The 14833-nt window shown below is 69.6% G+C and carries 12 protein-coding genes; 3 read left to right on the top strand and 9 right to left on the bottom strand.

Going from position 1 to position 14833, the window contains the following annotated elements; all coding sequences use genetic code 11:
- Positions 1–55: 55 nt before the first annotated feature.
- From DEU38_RS17420 to DEU38_RS17395, 7 genes are all read right to left on the bottom strand, one after another.
- The gene (locus DEU38_RS17420; RefSeq protein ID WP_397484728.1) at positions 56–871 is read right to left on the bottom strand and encodes a shikimate dehydrogenase; all 816 of its coding nucleotides are present in this window, start codon (positions 869–871) and stop codon (positions 56–58) included.
- A 5-nt stretch (positions 872–876) separates the two neighbouring features.
- Positions 877–2340, bottom strand: a complete 1464-nt coding sequence (gene mltG / locus DEU38_RS17415) for an endolytic transglycosylase MltG (RefSeq protein ID WP_114722661.1) — start codon at positions 2338–2340, stop codon at positions 877–879.
- A complete protein-coding gene (ruvX, locus tag DEU38_RS17410; RefSeq protein ID WP_254622984.1) occupies positions 2337–2810 on the bottom strand; it encodes a Holliday junction resolvase RuvX in 474 nt (157 codons plus the stop codon). Before ruvX ends, mltG begins: the two co-directional genes overlap by 4 nt.
- A 137-nt stretch (positions 2811–2947) precedes the next feature.
- A complete protein-coding gene (gene alaS / locus DEU38_RS17405) occupies positions 2948–5632 on the bottom strand; it encodes an alanine--tRNA ligase (RefSeq protein WP_114722659.1) in 2685 nt (894 codons plus the stop codon).
- 204 nt (positions 5633–5836) lie between these two features.
- Complete coding sequence (locus tag DEU38_RS17400; RefSeq protein ID WP_114722658.1) at positions 5837–7252, bottom strand: replication-associated recombination protein A; 1416 nt, start codon at positions 7250–7252, stop codon at positions 5837–5839.
- Between the two features lie 53 nt (positions 7253–7305).
- Positions 7306–7464 carry a hypothetical protein gene (locus tag DEU38_RS28535; protein ID WP_181818826.1) on the bottom strand — a complete coding sequence of 53 codons (159 nt, stop codon included), beginning with the start codon at positions 7462–7464 and terminating at the stop codon, positions 7306–7308.
- 95 nt (positions 7465–7559) lie between these two features.
- The gene (locus tag DEU38_RS17395; RefSeq protein WP_114722657.1) at positions 7560–8066 is read right to left on the bottom strand and encodes a hypothetical protein; all 507 of its coding nucleotides are present in this window, start codon (positions 8064–8066) and stop codon (positions 7560–7562) included.
- A 79-nt stretch (positions 8067–8145) separates the two neighbouring features.
- On the opposite strand from DEU38_RS17395, the gene DEU38_RS17390 reads away from it, so the two are divergent.
- Positions 8146–8907, top strand: coding sequence for a TetR/AcrR family transcriptional regulator (locus DEU38_RS17390; RefSeq protein WP_114722656.1), 762 nt, complete (start codon positions 8146–8148; stop codon positions 8905–8907).
- A gap of 6 nt (positions 8908–8913) precedes the next feature.
- Here the strand turns inward: DEU38_RS17390 and DEU38_RS17385 are convergent, their stop codons facing one another.
- Both DEU38_RS17385 and aspS read right to left on the bottom strand, forming a co-directional pair.
- The gene (locus DEU38_RS17385; RefSeq protein ID WP_114722655.1) at positions 8914–10092 is read right to left on the bottom strand and encodes a kinase; all 1179 of its coding nucleotides are present in this window, start codon (positions 10090–10092) and stop codon (positions 8914–8916) included.
- A 200-nt stretch (positions 10093–10292) separates the two neighbouring features.
- The gene (gene aspS / locus DEU38_RS17380; protein ID WP_114722654.1) at positions 10293–12074 is read right to left on the bottom strand and encodes an aspartate--tRNA ligase; all 1782 of its coding nucleotides are present in this window, start codon (positions 12072–12074) and stop codon (positions 10293–10295) included.
- 167 nt (positions 12075–12241) lie between these two features.
- Here aspS and DEU38_RS17375 point away from each other — a divergent pair, with 167 nt between their 5' ends.
- Positions 12242–13183 carry a neutral zinc metallopeptidase gene (locus DEU38_RS17375; RefSeq protein ID WP_114722653.1) on the top strand — a complete coding sequence of 314 codons (942 nt, stop codon included), beginning with the start codon at positions 12242–12244 and terminating at the stop codon, positions 13181–13183.
- 58 nt (positions 13184–13241) lie between these two features.
- Positions 13242–14780, top strand: a complete 1539-nt coding sequence (locus tag DEU38_RS17370; RefSeq protein WP_114722652.1) for an AMP-binding protein — start codon at positions 13242–13244, stop codon at positions 14778–14780.
- Positions 14781–14833: the final 53 nt, after the last annotated feature.

Genomic DNA, 14833 nt, shown 5'->3' with positions numbered 1-14833 from the left:
GAACAGATCTGTGGATGCGTGTGCGGCTGTGGAGAACCGCGGACCGGGTCCGGGCTCAGCGCGGCAGTGCCGCCGCCATCGCCTCTCGCGGTGCGGGCATGCCGGTGAACTGCTCGACCTGCCCGTACGCCTGGTTGAGCAGCATCGCCAGACCACCGACGACGGTTCCGCCGGTGCGCTCGACCGCGTCCGCCAGCGGGGTGGGCCACGGATCGTAGATCGCGTCGAGCACGAACGGGGCCCGACCGATCGCGTCGGCGAACGGCGCGGCGGCCCCCGCGGGAACGGTGCTCACCAGTGCAGCCGACGCGGTGCAGACGTCGGCCAGTCGCCCGTCGTCGAACGTCAGGTGCCGCACGGACAGCCCCACCGCCTCCGCGCACTCGAGCGTGGGCCGAGCGCGGTCGGCATCACGCGCGACGACCGTCACCGATGCCACGCCCATGTCGGCGAGCGCGACGAGAGCCGGGCGGGCGGTTCCGCCGGCGCCGACCACGACGGCCGCGGCACCGGCGAGGTCCCCGATCCCGCCCTCGACGAGGGCGCCGCGGACACCGTCGACGTCGGTGCAGTCGGCGCGCCAGCCGCCGTCGATGCGGACGAGGGTGTTCGCCGAGCCGATCGTGACCGCCCGCTCGGTGCGTTCGGTCGCGAACTCGAGGGCCGCGACCTTGCCGGGCATCGTCACCGACAGTCCCACCCATTCGGGGCCGAGGCCCGCGACGAGACCGGGCAACTGCTCACCGGTGCATTCGATGCGCTCGTACGTCCAGTCCGTCAGCCCGAGCGCGCGATACGCCGCCAGGTGCAGATCCGGGGACTTCGAGTGCGAGATCGGACTGCCGAGAACGGCGGCCTTACGCGCGGCCACTGCGATCACCTTCCACTGTCGAGGATGCCACTCTGCTGCGCCAACCCGATGTTCGCGAGGTGCTCGTCGTAACTCCGGGTGAACAGCGTGGTGCCCTTCTTGTCGATCGTCACGAAGTACAGATAGTCACCGGGAGCCGGATTCTCCACCGCGCGAAGAGCATTGATGCTCGGCGACGAAATCGGCGTGGCCGGCAACCCCGGGCTGGCGTAGGTGTTCCACGGCGTGACGCGGGCGCGATCGGCGTCGGTCGTGGCGACCTCCGTCGCGTCGAGCGAGTAGTTCACCGTCGAGTCGAACTGCAGCGGCTGGTTCACCGCGAGCCGGTTGACCACGACGCGGGCGACCTTGTCGAAGTCCGCGGGCAGCGCCTCGCGTTCGACGAGCGACGCCACGATCAGCATCTGGTACGGGTCGAGGCCGACGTTGCCACCGGCCGTCTTGATACCGGTGGACTCATAGCTCTCTGCACTCGAACTGACCAGGTGCTCGAGAATCGCGACGGGCGACTCGGTGGGATCGAAGTCCCAGCTGCCGGCGGCGATCAGCCCCTCGAGCTGGCGGTCGCGGTCCGGGACGTTCGCCACCTGCTTACGCGCCCAGTCCGGGACGCCCAGGGCGGCCAGATCCGAGCTCGCGCCGGCGGTGTTGAGGTCGTCGTAGCTGATGCACTTACGTGCCTCGGTCGGGCCGACACAGCTGGCCTCCGAGATCAGCGTGTAGATGCCCTTCTTGATCGCACCGGTCTGCACGTCGCGGGTGTCGTGGAGTTGACGGCCCTCCGAGATCACCGTCTGACCGACGCGCGCGGACGGCGACACGAGCGCGGACACCGCGTCGGCGCCCGAGATCTTCGTGGCGACCGCATAGAAGCCCGGTTGCAGGGAGTTCATGGCGTCGTTGCGCAGCGCTGCCCGGTAGAACGCGGACTCGCTCGCGACCACGTCCTTGTCTGCCATCGAGTTCGCGATCTCGTCGGCGGTATCGCCCGCGTGGACCTGCACCACCACCTCGGGCCCGGCGGGCCCGGCGTAATCGGCGAAGTCGCTGCCGCTCAGCTTGCCGTAGACGGCGACGGCAGCGGCGCCCATGCCGCCCAGCAGCACCGCTCCGGCGAGGACGCCGATGACCCGGCCCCGACGCTTGCGCCGCGCGGCCGCACGCTCCCGCCGGACCTCACCGCGGCTCAACGGTTGCGCGCCGACCGCGGTCGGCAGTGCCCGTCGGGTGGAGTCGTCGTACGTGTAGTGGTCGAACTCCGGTTCGTAACCGTAGTCCTGACCGGTGGGGTAACCGTGCTGTGCCTGGTAGCCGTCGTGGTCGTCGCCGTAGACGCCTGCGGTGTCGTAACCGGGGTCCGAGTAGTAGCCCTGCCCGGGATCGTCCTCGTACCCGTCGTTGTAGCGGTGATCGTCGTAGCCGGGAGCCGACTCGAACTCGGGACGCCCCGGCTGCCGATGATCGTTCACAGGCCGTCCTCCGTGGGTCGGCCGCTACCGTCCGAGTCCGTTACGTTCACCGCTCTGCTCCGCTCGTCCAACCATCCCTGCAAGATCGCCACAGCGGCGGCCTGATCGATCATCGGCCGCTGTCCCTTCGCACTGACGCCGCTCTCGCGGAGTGCACGCGACGCCGTGACCGTCGTCAGCCGCTCGTCGGCCATCCGCACCGGAATCGGATCGATGCGGCGGCGCACCCTCTGCGCGAACGCGGACGCGAGGCCCGCGGCCTTCCCGCGTTCCCCGCGCAGAGTCTGCGGCAGACCGACGATAACCTCGACGGCCTCGTACTCCTCGACAAGCTCGACAATCCGCCGGATATCCGGCGCGTCGGGCCCCTTCTCCTTCGAGCGGGGGACGGTCTCGACCGGCGTCGCGAGAATGCAGTCGGGGTCGCACGAGGCCACCCCGATCCGCACGCTTCCGACGTCGATGCCGATCCGACGGCCGCGCCCGGGATCGTCGACTCCGGGCCGATCAGGCCCCGGCTGTGCGGGACGGTCGGGACCCGGCTGTGCGGGACGGTCGGGACCCGGCTGTGCGGGACGGTCGGGACCCGACGGGGCCGGGGGCACCGCTAGGAGTTCCCGGCCAGCTCGGCGACCCGACCCCGGACACCCTCGAGTGCTGCGGGGATACCGGAGACGTCGGAGCCGGCGCCCTGGGCCATGTCGGCCTTGCCGCCGCCGCGGCCGCCGATCTGGGGTCCGAAGCTCGCGACGAGGTCGCCGGCCTTGATGCCCAGGTTCTGCGCCGCCTTGGTGGTGGCCACGACGAACGGGACCTTGCCGTCGGCGCTGCCGAGCAGCACCACGACCGCGGGCTGGGTGCCGAAGCGGCCCCGGACGTCGGTGACGAGGCTGCGCAGGTCGTTACCGGCGACACCCTCGGGCGCCTGCTCGGCGACGAGCAGCACCTCACCGAAGCGGTGGGCCTTGTCGACGAAGGTTCCGGCGGACGCCAGGACCGCGGCGGCCTTGGTGGCCTCGAGTTCCTTCTCGGCCGCGCGCAGACGCTCGACGATCGCCTCGACACGGGCCGGGACCTCGTCCGACGGCACCTTCAGCGACGACGCCACACCGGCGAGCAGCGCCCGCTCCTTGGCCAGGTAGCGGTACGAGTCGAGTCCGACGAACGCCTCGACGCGACGCACACCGGAACCGACCGACGACTCACCGAGGAGCGTCACCGGGCCGATCTGCGCGGAGTGCTGGACGTGCGTGCCGCCGCACAGCTCCATCGAGAACGGTCCACCGATCTCGACGACGCGGACCTCGTCTCCGTAGTTCTCGCCGAACAGCGCCATCGCGCCCATCTGCTTCGCGCGGTCGAGATCGGTGACGAACGTGTTCACCGGGTGGTTCGCGGCGACGGCCTCGTTGGTGACGACCTCGATCTCCTGCTTCTGCGACTCCGACAGCTGGCCCTGCCAGTTGAAGTCGAAGCGCAGGTAGCCCGGCTTGTTGAGCGAGCCGGCCTGAACGGCGTTGGGGCCCAGCACCTGTCGCAGTGCCGCGTGCACCATGTGGGTGCCGGAGTGGCCCTGCGTAGCGCCCTTGCGCCACTCCGGGTCGACCTGCGCGAGGACGACGTCGCCCTCGGTGATCTGCCCCTCCTTGACGGTGACCTTGTGGACCCACACCTTCTTGGCGATCTTCTGCACGTCGTTCACCTGCACGCGCAGGCCCGCCGCCGAGATCGAGCCGATGTCGGCGATCTGGCCGCCGGCCTCGGCGTACAGCGGGCTGCGGTCGAGAATGACCTCGACGTCCTGACCGGCCGTCGCGGTGGGCACGCGAACACCGTTGGAGATGAGCGCGAGCACGTGCGCTTCGGAGACCAGCTCGTTGAAGCCTGTGAACTCGGTGGGGCCGCGGTCGACGAGCTCCTTGTAGACCGACAGGTCGGCGTGGGCGTGCTTGCGCGCCTGCGCATCCTCCTTGGCGCGCTTGCGCTGCTCGGCCATGAGGGAGCGGAAGCCGTCCTCGTCCACGTTCAGGCCGGCCTCGGCCGCCATCTCGAGGGTCAGGTCGATCGGGAAGCCGTAGGTGTCGTGCAGGACGAACGCCTCGTTGCCGCCGAAGACCGTCTTGCCGGCCGCCTTGACCTGGTCGGCCTCCGCCTCGAACATCTTCGAGCCGGCCGCGATCGTGCGCAGGAACGCGGTCTCCTCACCGACCGCGACACCCACGATGCGGTCGAAGTCGGTGGCGAGCTCCGGGTACGACGGCGACATCGTGTCGCGCACGACGGTGACGAACTCGCGCATGCTCGGCTTCTCGGCGCCGAGCAGCTTCGCCGAGCGGATGATGCGGCGCAGCAGACGACGCAGCACGTAGCCGCGACCCTCGTTGCCGGGGTTGACGCCGTCGGCGATCAGCATGACGGCGGTGCGTGCGTGGTCGGCGATGACTCTGAAACGAATGTCTGCAGCAGATCCGTCCGGGCCCTCGGCGCCGTACGTGCGGCCGGAGAGCTCCTCGGCCTTGGTGATCACGGGGCGGACGAGGTCCGTCTCGTAGACGTTGTCGACGCCCTGCAGCAGGAACGCGACGCGCTCGACACCCATACCGGTGTCGATGTTCTGCTTCGGCAGCGGGCCGAGGATCTCGAAGCTGTCCTTGCCGGTGCCCTCGCCGCGCTCGTTCTGCATGAACACGAGGTTCCAGATTTCGAGGTACCGGTCCTCGTCGGCCTCGGGGCCACCCTCGGCGCCGTACTCGGGGCCGCGGTCGTAGTAGATCTCCGAGCACGGTCCGCACGGGCCGGGGATGCCCATCGACCAGTAGTTGTCGGCCATGCCGCGGCGCTGGATGCGCTCGTCGGGGATGCCGGCCTCTTCCATCCAGATGTCGCGGGCCTCGTCGTCGTCGAGGTAGACGGTCACCCACAGCCGCTCGGGGTCGAAGCCGTAGCCGCCGTCCGAGGTGCTGTTCGTCAGCAGCGCCCACGCGTGCTTGATAGCACCGCGCTTGAAATAGTCGCCGAAGCTGAAGTTGCCCGCCATCTGGAAGAACGTGTTGTGGCGCGTGGTGATGCCGACGTTCTCGATGTCACCGGTGCGCACGCACTTCTGCACGCTGGTCGCGGTGTCGTAGGGCGGCGTCTGCTGGCCCAGGAAGAACGGCTTGAACTGCACCATGCCGGCGTTGACGAACAGCAGGTTCGGGTCGTCGAGAATCAGCGAGGCGCTGGGCACCTCGGTGTGGCCCGCCTTGACGAAATGGTCGAGGAAGCGCCTACGGATCTCGTGGGTCTGCACCTGTGTTCGTCCTAACGTATGTCCGTCGAAATTCACTGTGTCCGGCCGCCGATAACGCCTCCGAGACGCGAAACGACCATTGGCAAGCTTAACGCCCCCGCACCAATCGTTTATTCGGCGCACGTGATGCCCCGCTGGTTCCCGGCGTCACCGTGACGAGCCCCACGCGACCGGACGACGTTCTCGCCGACGGCGCAACAGGTCTCAGCGGCCGCGCACGATCCGGCGGAGCTTGCCCACCCGTCCGGCGATCTCCCGCTCGGCGCCGTGGGTGGTGGGCTCGTAGTAGTCGACACCGACCAGTTCGTCCGGCGGGTACTGCTGAGGCAGGACGCCGTCCTGGTGGTCGTGCGGGTACTTGTATCCGACGGCGTTGCCGAGCTGCGCCGCGCCCGCGTAGTGGCCGTCCCGCAAGTGCGGCGGGACCAGGCCCGACTTGCCGGCCGCGACGTCGGCCATCGCGGCACCCAGCGCGGCGATGACGGCACCGGACTTGGGTGCGGTCGCGAGGTGGATCGTGGCCTGCGCGAGGGCGAGCCGCGCCTCGGGCATGCCGATCAGCTGCACGGCCTGAGCCGCGGCGGTCGCGGTCTGCAGCGCGGTCGGGTCGGCCATGCCGATGTCCTCGCTGGCGTGCACGACGAGGCGGCGGGCGATGAACCGCGGGTCCTCCCCCGCCGTGATCATCCGGGCGAGGTAGTGCAGCGCGGCGTCGACATCCGAGCCGCGAATCGACTTGATGAACGCGCTGATCACGTCGTAATGCTGGTCACCGTCACGGTCGTAGCGGACGGCGGCCTTGTCGACGCTGGACTCGACCGTCTCGAGGTCGACGACCGCGGGGCGTTCGTCGGTGCGGTCGAGCGCGGTACCGGCGGCGGCCTCGAGCGCGGTCAGCGCCCGCCGCGCGTCGCCTGCGGCCAGCCGGACGAGATGCTCGAGCGCGTCGTCGGTGAGGTCGACGGACCCGCCGAGGCCGCGCTCGTCCTCGCGGGCGCGCTCGATGACGCTGCGGATGTCGTCCGCGGTCAGCGACTGGAGTTGCAGCACGAGCGACCGCGACAGCAGCGGCGACACCACCGAGAACGACGGGTTCTCAGTGGTCGCGGCAACCAGGAGCACGATCCGGTTCTCCACGGCCGCCAACAGCGCGTCCTGCTGGGTCTTGGAGAAGCGGTGGACCTCGTCGATGAACAGCACCGTCTGCTCGCCTTGAAGGAGGCGGCGGCGGGCCAGTTCGATGACGCCGCGCACCTCCTTGACCCCGGCGGACAGCGCGGACAGCGCCTCGAATTTCCGGCCCGTCGCACCCGAGATCAGCGATGCGAGCGTGGTCTTGCCGGTTCCCGGCGGCCCGTAGAGCAGTACCGACGATGCACCGGAGCCCTCCACGAGACGCCGTAGCGGCGCCCCGGGACCCAACAGGTGCTGCTGACCGACCACCTCCGACAGCGCGGCCGGACGCATCCGCACCGCAAGCGGCGCCCCCGGACTCGGCGATGCGGCCTGCCGTGGCACCGACGTCAGCGGCTGCGACTCCGAGTCGGGCTCGGCCGCGGGAGCCTCGAACAGACCCGCCCCGTCGCCCGCGGTGTCGATGTCGCCGAAGAAATCAGTCACGCCCCGACGCTACTAGCCGCCACCGACGGCGGGCGACGCCGCTCGCGTCGCGGTCAGCGCCCGAACAGCGACTTGAAGAACCCCGGCTTGGCCGGCTGCTCACACTTGCACCGTTCGGCGGCCGGCACCGTGCGCATGACGCTGTCGACGTGCTGGCCACAGCCTCCCCAGGTGGTCTTGTTGCAGGTCCGACAGGTAACGGGGTAGCACACGATGAATCTCCTCGAGCGTGGGTTGCAGGTGGCACCCACAATACCCCCAGGGGTATCTACTTCAATGTGCCGATCCCCACACTCGACCAGATCGGTCAGCGGTCCACCCGCACCCCGGCCAGCCATCCGGTCAGCAGCGGCAGCACGACGTCCGCACCCATCGCGCTCATGTGATCCCGGCCGGGCATCACCTCCACCACCCAACCGCGGGCTTCGAGGTCCGCGCGACATTTCAGCAGCGGCTCGGCCACCTTCACCGTGACGTCACCCCAGCCGGGCCCGTAGGCGATCTCGTCGGCCGCACCGGCGAAGCACAGCCGCGGAACCGTCGGTACTGCCCCGGGCGCGGTGTCGTCGAATGCCCGCAGTGCCTCGTACAGCGTCACGAACTGCCTGGTCTGCGCCTCGGTACTGGTGACCGCGACGGCGTCCCAGTCCCCGGCCTCGACCGATGCGTGGGTCGCAGACGGCGCGGCCGCACGGGTGACAGCGAGCATCTCCAGGTACGGGGCAGGGTGCGCCATCCGGTGTCCCTCGTAGTCGGCGGCGATCACCGCGAACGAGTACCGGAATCCGGGTGCCGTCGTGAAGCACCGCCTCATCGTGCCGTTGCCCCATCTCCAGCACTCCTTACGACGTATAGTGCAATGGACCAGGAACTATACAATGTAAGGAACGGAAATGGGTCCTATCACCGGGCGCGGGGATGCGGCCCGCACACTGTCCCTGCTCTGGGAATCCCCCACCGCCGGATCCGACGCCGGCTCGGGACTCACGCTCGACTCGATCGTCGCGGCGGCTACCGCCATCGCCGATGAACGCGGCGACGCGTCCGTCCCCCTGCGCGCGATCGGCGATCGCCTCGGGTGCACCGCGATGGCGCTCTACACGTACGTCGGCGGGAAGGCCGAGTTGCTCGACCTCATGTACGACCGGGCCTACGCCGGCTTCGCGGCGACCCGACCGATATCGGTGACGGAGTGGGCCGAGCATCTACTCGAGCTGTACGTCGAGCACCCCTGGATGCTCGACCTCGCGCACGCCCGACCGGTGCTGGGCCCACACCAGCAGGACGCGTTCGAGTCGCTTCTCGGAACCCTGCTGCCGATCGGACTCCACCACGCCGACGTGGCCGCGATCGCGTCGTCCGCGTTCTCGCTCGCGGCGGCCGCCGCCCGCACCGTCGTCGACGCCCGCCGGGCACCGTCGGTGACCGGCGAGGGCGACGAGCAGTGGTGGGCCGACAGGATGGACGCGCTGGCCGCGGCGGCCCCTGACTTCGCCGACCGTTACCCACTGTCCAGCAGATTGATGGGCGGGGACGAGTCGGCCGTTCCTCCCCCGGGCGACGACGCCCCGATCATGGAACGTGCGGCGCGCGCAAACCTGCGCCGCGCACTCGAGTTGCTGCTTGCGGGCGCCGCCGGGTCCGACCGGGACTGAGTCGGATCAGCCGAGGCGTTCGCGCAGGCGCTCCAGCACCTGCGACGCGTGCTCGGCGACGGCGTCGTGTCCCGACCGCTCCGCGAATCGGGCCAGGCCCTCCCACCGCGCCGCGAGCGCCTCGTTCCGGGGCGCCGACAGATGGTGCTCCCGCACTGCGGCGATCCGCGTGTAGTCCTCGGGCAGGAACAGGAACGTGCTGAGCCACACCCACACGAGCTGCGCGTCGATCACCCGTTCGGTGAGGAATTCGTCGTCCGCCAGCACCGGCCACATCCCGACGACCTCGGCCCGCCACGCCTCGGTCATCGCACTCGCCCGCTCGTACGACAGGTCGATGCTGCACAGGCACGCCGGGAACGACACCAGCGCGTACGCGAGGTCCAGCGTCGCGTCCCGGAAGCCACCCCACTCGTAGTCCAGGAACCGGACACCCTCGTCGTTGACGATGATGTTGTCCGGGCACAGATCGGACGGGCTGAAGGCGCGGAACCGACCGCCACCGAAGAGCCTGCCGGCGCGTGCCGCGATCGCGAGCACCTCCGGTGACACCTCGACGTCGAGGTGCTCGGCGAGTAGTCCCGGCACAACCTCGAGCGAGGCCGCCGCCTGCTCGGCGACCACATCGCCGCAGTGCGCCACCTCCGCACGACGCAGCAGGGCGGTGAAGTCCTCCTCGCGCCCGACGGTCGCAGCATGCATCCGCCCGAGCGCCTGAGCCATCGCCATCAGCGAGTTCGTGACGGTGTCCGGATCGGCATTCTTGAGCAGCGCCGCGAACGGAGTGGAGTCGCCGAGGTCACCCAGGACGAGCAACCGGGTCTCGAAGTCGTACGCCAGTAGTTCGGCGCCCGGACGGCTCTCGGTCGCGAGCGCGGTCGCGAACTGGTAGGAGACCGCCTCGCGGAGGAAGGCGACGTCGACCGTGGCGGTGTCCGCCATGCCCTCGAACTCGATGCGTCGCGGATCGGCCTTGCGTGACGTCTCGCGAACCTGCTTGATCACCAACGTCCGTGGCAGCGAGAACGGGTTCTCGGCGACCCGGACGCGGAGGACGACGGTGCGGCCGCTCCCCCCGAGATCGACGGGGTCGACGAGTCGGACCGGTGCCCCGGTCCGACGAGTGAGCAACTTCTCGGCTGCGGCAACTACCTCGGAGAGGGGTTCCGCCAATATTGCGGTCATCGATCACCAACCTACCCGGCGCGGCCCCTCACGGCCCGACATTCATCGCCCGCCCCGCCATCCGGATCTCATCGACCTGGGGGAATACAGGGTTGCAGGTCGGTTACGGCCGTTTTCGGCGCGTCGGCTGAGCACGGTTCGACGACGGAGCCCCGCGCCACGGCGATGTGCGTGGCGCGGGGCTGCGACGAACTGCGTGGCTACTTGCCTTCTGCGCCGACCGGCTCCGGCTTGACGTCGATGCCGGACTCCTTGCGCTGCAGCTCGGTGATCGCCGCCGGCGCGTCGGTGAGCGGATCGACGCCGCCACCGGACTTCGGGAACGCGATGACCTCGCGGATCGAGTCCACGCCCGCGAGCAGGGCCGTGATGCGGTCCCAGCCGAAGGCGATGCCGCCGTGCGGCGGGGCGCCGAACGCGAAGGCGTCGAGCAGGAAGCCGAACTTCTCCTCGGCTTCCTCGTGCGAGATGCCCATCACCTTGAAGACGCGTTCCTGGATGTCCTTGCGGTGGATGCGGATGCTGCCGCCACCGATTTCGTTGCCGTTGCAGACGATGTCGTAGGCGTAGGCCAGCGCCGAACCCGGATCGGTGTCGAAGGTGTCGATCGACTCCGGCTTGGGCGAGGTGAACGCGTGATGCACCGCGGTCCAGGCGCTGTAGCCCAGGGCCACGTCGCCGCTGGCGGTCGCGTCGGCGGTGGGCTCGAACATCGGCGCGTCCATGATCCACACGAACGCCCAGGCATCCGGGTCGATCAGGTTCTGCTTGCGCGCGATCTCGCCGCGGGCCGCGCCGAGCAGCGCGCGCGAGGACTTGGTCGCACCCGCACCGAAGAAGATGCAGTCGCCGGGCTTGGCGCCGACGTGCGCGGCGAGACCCGCGCGCTCGGTGTCGGTCAGGTTCTTCGCGACCGGACCGGTCAGTGCGCCGTCCTCGCCGACCAGCACGTAGGCGAGACCCGGCGCGCCGCGCTGCTTGGCCCAGTCCTGCCAGCGGTCGAGCTCGCGGCGCGGCTGGGCGGCCCCGCCCGGCATGACCACCGCGCCGACGTACTCGGCCTGGAAGACGCGGAACGTGGTGTCCTTGAAGAACTCCTTGCACTCCACGAGTTCGACGCCGAACCGCAGGTCGGGCTTGTCGGAGCCGAAACGGCGCATGGCCTCGGCGTAGGTCATCCGGGCGATCGGCGTGGTGATCTCGTGACCGATGAGCTTCCAGACGGCGTGCAGGATCTCCTCGGCCAGCAGGATGACGTCCTCCTGGGTCACGAAGCTCATCTCGATGTCGAGCTGCGTGAACTCGGGCTGACGGTCCGCACGGAAGTCCTCGTCGCGGTAGCAGCGGGCGATCTGGTAGTACCGCTCGATGCCGCCGACCATGAGCAGCTGCTTGAACAGCTGGGGGCTCTGCGGAAGCGCGTAGAAGTTGCCGGGCTGCAGGCGCGCGGGCACCAGGAAGTCACGCGCACCCTCGGGGGTGGACCGGGTCAGCGTCGGGGTCTCGACCTCGACGAACTCGTGGTGAGCCAGGACCGAGCGGGCCGCGGCGTTGGCCTTCGAGCGCAGCCGGATCGCGTGGCCGGGGCCCTCGCGGCGCAGGTCGAGGTAGCGGTACTTGAGCCGCGCTTCCTCGCCGGCCTGGTCGTCGAGCTGGAACGGCAGCGGGGCGCTCTCGTTGAGAACCTCGAGCTCCGTCGCGTTGACCTCGATGGCACCGGTGGGGATTTCGAAGTTTTGGTTCCCCTCGGGGCGGACCTCGACGACGCCGGTGACCTTGACGCAGTACTCGGCGCGGAGGCGGTGCGCCTGCTCGAGCACGTCGCCCGCGCGGAACACGACCTGGGACACGCCCGAGGCGTCACGCAGGTCGATGAAGATCACCCCGCCGTGATCGCGCCGCCGCGCCACCCAACCGGTGAGGGTGACGGTCTGCTCAGCGTGCTCGGGTCGTAGCGAGCCGGCCAGGTGGGTGCGCAGCACGGGATTCCTTTCACAAACTTCCAGCACAGTTGTCGATCCGTGCTTCCAACACGGTGTTCTGTCTGCTGCGATCCTACGGAGGCACCGCGTGTTATCGCCAAACGCATGCCGGATTACTGGAAAGCTGTAACGACCAGCACAGGTGTTTCGGACAGGGAGCCAGCGCAATGACCTTCAACGACGATGTCCGCATCAACGCGGAGCGCGTCTCCGTCGGTGGAGGCGGAGGCGGCGGGCGCGGCGGCAAGTTCGTCCTCGGCGGCGGCGCCGGAGGCCTGATCGTGCTGATCCTGGCGCTCCTGCTCGGGGGCGATCCGGGCTCGATCCTCGGCGGTCTGAGCGGGGCGACAGGAACACCCCTGGACTCCGGCACCAGCGCGGTCAGCGGCGCGGCCCTCGACGACTGCGAATTCGGCACCGACGCGAACCGCGACATCGGCTGCCGCATGGCGGGAACCGCGGAGAGCCTCGATGCCGCGTGGGGCACCCAGCTGCCCGCGCAGACCGGGGTGAAGTACGTCGCGCCGAAGGTCGTCCTCTTCTCCGGCTCCGTCAACACCGGATGCGGATACGCCACGAGTGACGTGGGCCCCTTCTACTGCCCCGCCGATTCGACCGCCTACTTCGACACAAGCTTCTTCCAACTCCTCGTCGACCAATTCGGCGCCAATGCCGGTCCGCTGGCGCAGGAGTATGTGGTTGCCCACGAGTTCGGCCACCACATCCAGAACCAGCTCGGTGACATCGGACGGGCGCAGCAGGATCCACGTGGTGCAACCTCGCAGGCCGTGCGCACCGAACTGCAGGCCGACTGCTACGCCGGCATCTGGGCGCACTACGCATCCACCCAGCCAGGCCCGAACAGCTCCCAGCCGTTCCTGAAGCCGCTCACCGAGAACGACATCCGCGACGCGTTGTCGGCGGCGTCGGCGGTGGGCGACGACCGGATCCAGCGGTCCGCGGGCGCCCGTGTGAACCCCGAGGGCTGGACCCACGGGTCGTCGGACCAGCGTCAGGCCTGGTTCCTGGCCGGCTACAACACCGGGAAGGTGAGCGCGTGCGACACCTACTCGGCGCGCAGCCTGGACAATCCCCCGGCACTGCGCTGAGAGCCTGCCGCATAGCCTGTCTTCGACACTCGCAGTAGATCGTTCGAAGGAGGCCGCCGTGTCGACCGTGCACCGCGAACGTGCGCTCAGCGCACCCGACGAGGTCGCGTTGCGCGACGGCCGCGCCGAGTTGTCGTGGGCGGACGTCGAATCGGTCGTGAACCGGGTCGCGAACGCGCTCCGCGATGTGGTCGTCGGCCCCGATCGCCGGGTTGCGGTGTTCGCCCGCAACTCGGCCGAGACCATCCTGGCCCACGTCGGCATCATCTACGCGGGCAGCTCACCGGTGCCGGCGAGCTATCACCTGACGGCCCGGGAGTTGACCTACATCCTCGAGGACTCGAACGCCGACGCCCTGTTCGTCGGTCCCGAGACGGCCGCGATCGGTGCGGCGGCGGCCCGCGCGGCGGGGGTACCGCTGGTCGTGGGCTGGCGGGTGCCCGGCGAGGCCGTCGTCGACTGGGACGAGTGGCTCGCAGCGGCGTCGGATGCCGCTCCCCCGACCGAGGTCCCGGCGATGCCGTTCCTGAGTTACACGTCGGGCACCACCGGCCGCCCCAAGGGCGTCAACAGCCTGGCCGGGAGCCCCGATCCGGGCGCGACCGTCGACGACTACGTCCGCTCGATGGGCACGCTGCCGCTGGCGCAGTGGCCCGGACATCTCGTCGTCGGCCCGCTGCACCACACCGGCCCCCTCGCCGGTGTCCGACTGGTCGCGTCCGGCAGGCCGGTCACGGTCCTCGAAAAGTTCGACGCCGAAACCGTGCTCGCGACGATCCAGCGGCATCGCATCGCGACAACGCTGATGGTGCCCACGCATTTCCACCGTCTCCTGTCGTTGCCCGCCGCAGTCCGCGCCCGGTACGACGTGAGCTCGCTGCGGCTCGTCACCCACACCGGCGCACCGTGCCCGCAGGACGTGAAGCGCGCCATGATCGACTGGTTCGGGCCGGTGCTGTTCGACTCGTACGGTGGCAGCGAATCCGGGCCGCTGTGCGGGATCTCCAGCGCCGACTGGCTGGTGCGGCCGGGCAGCGTCGGGCGGGTGCGACCGCCGTTCGTGCGGGCGGTGGCCGTGGACGACGACGGCCGCGAACTGCCCGCCGGAGCCGAGGGACGGCTCGCGTTCGAGGAACGGGACGGACGAGCAGTGGCCTATCTCAACTCGGCCGACAAGACGGCCGAGGCCCTGATCCGACCGGGACTGTTCACCCTGGGCGACGTCGGGTACGTCGACGACGAGGGCTTCATCTTCATCACCGATCGCGAGACCGACATGATCATCTCCGGCGGCGTCAACGTCTACCCGGCCGAGATCGAGCAGGTCCTCATGGCGCATCCGGAGGTCGCGGACGTCGCGGTCATCGGGGTTCCGGACACCGACATGGGCGAGTCGGTGCGGGCACTGGTCGTGCCGCGGGACGTCGACCACCGGCCCGACCCTGATGCGCTCCTCGCCCACTGCCGAAACCGGCTGGCGGGCTACAAGATTCCCCGGACGATCGAGTTCCGAGAGTCGCTGGGACGCAGCAACATGGGCAAACTCACCAAGCGCCTCCTGCGGGCGCCGTACTGGACGTCCGCGAACTCCCGGTGACGGCCCCGCCCCGGCAACCGTGGACATCGGCCCCGTCGGTTGGTATAGATTAA

Source organism: Rhodococcus sp. AG1013 (assembly GCF_003350365.1).
Lineage (GTDB): Bacteria > Actinomycetota > Actinomycetes > Mycobacteriales > Mycobacteriaceae > Prescottella.
Note: the sequence above shows the minus strand (reverse complement) of the source record. Positions and strands in the feature narration are given on the sequence as shown.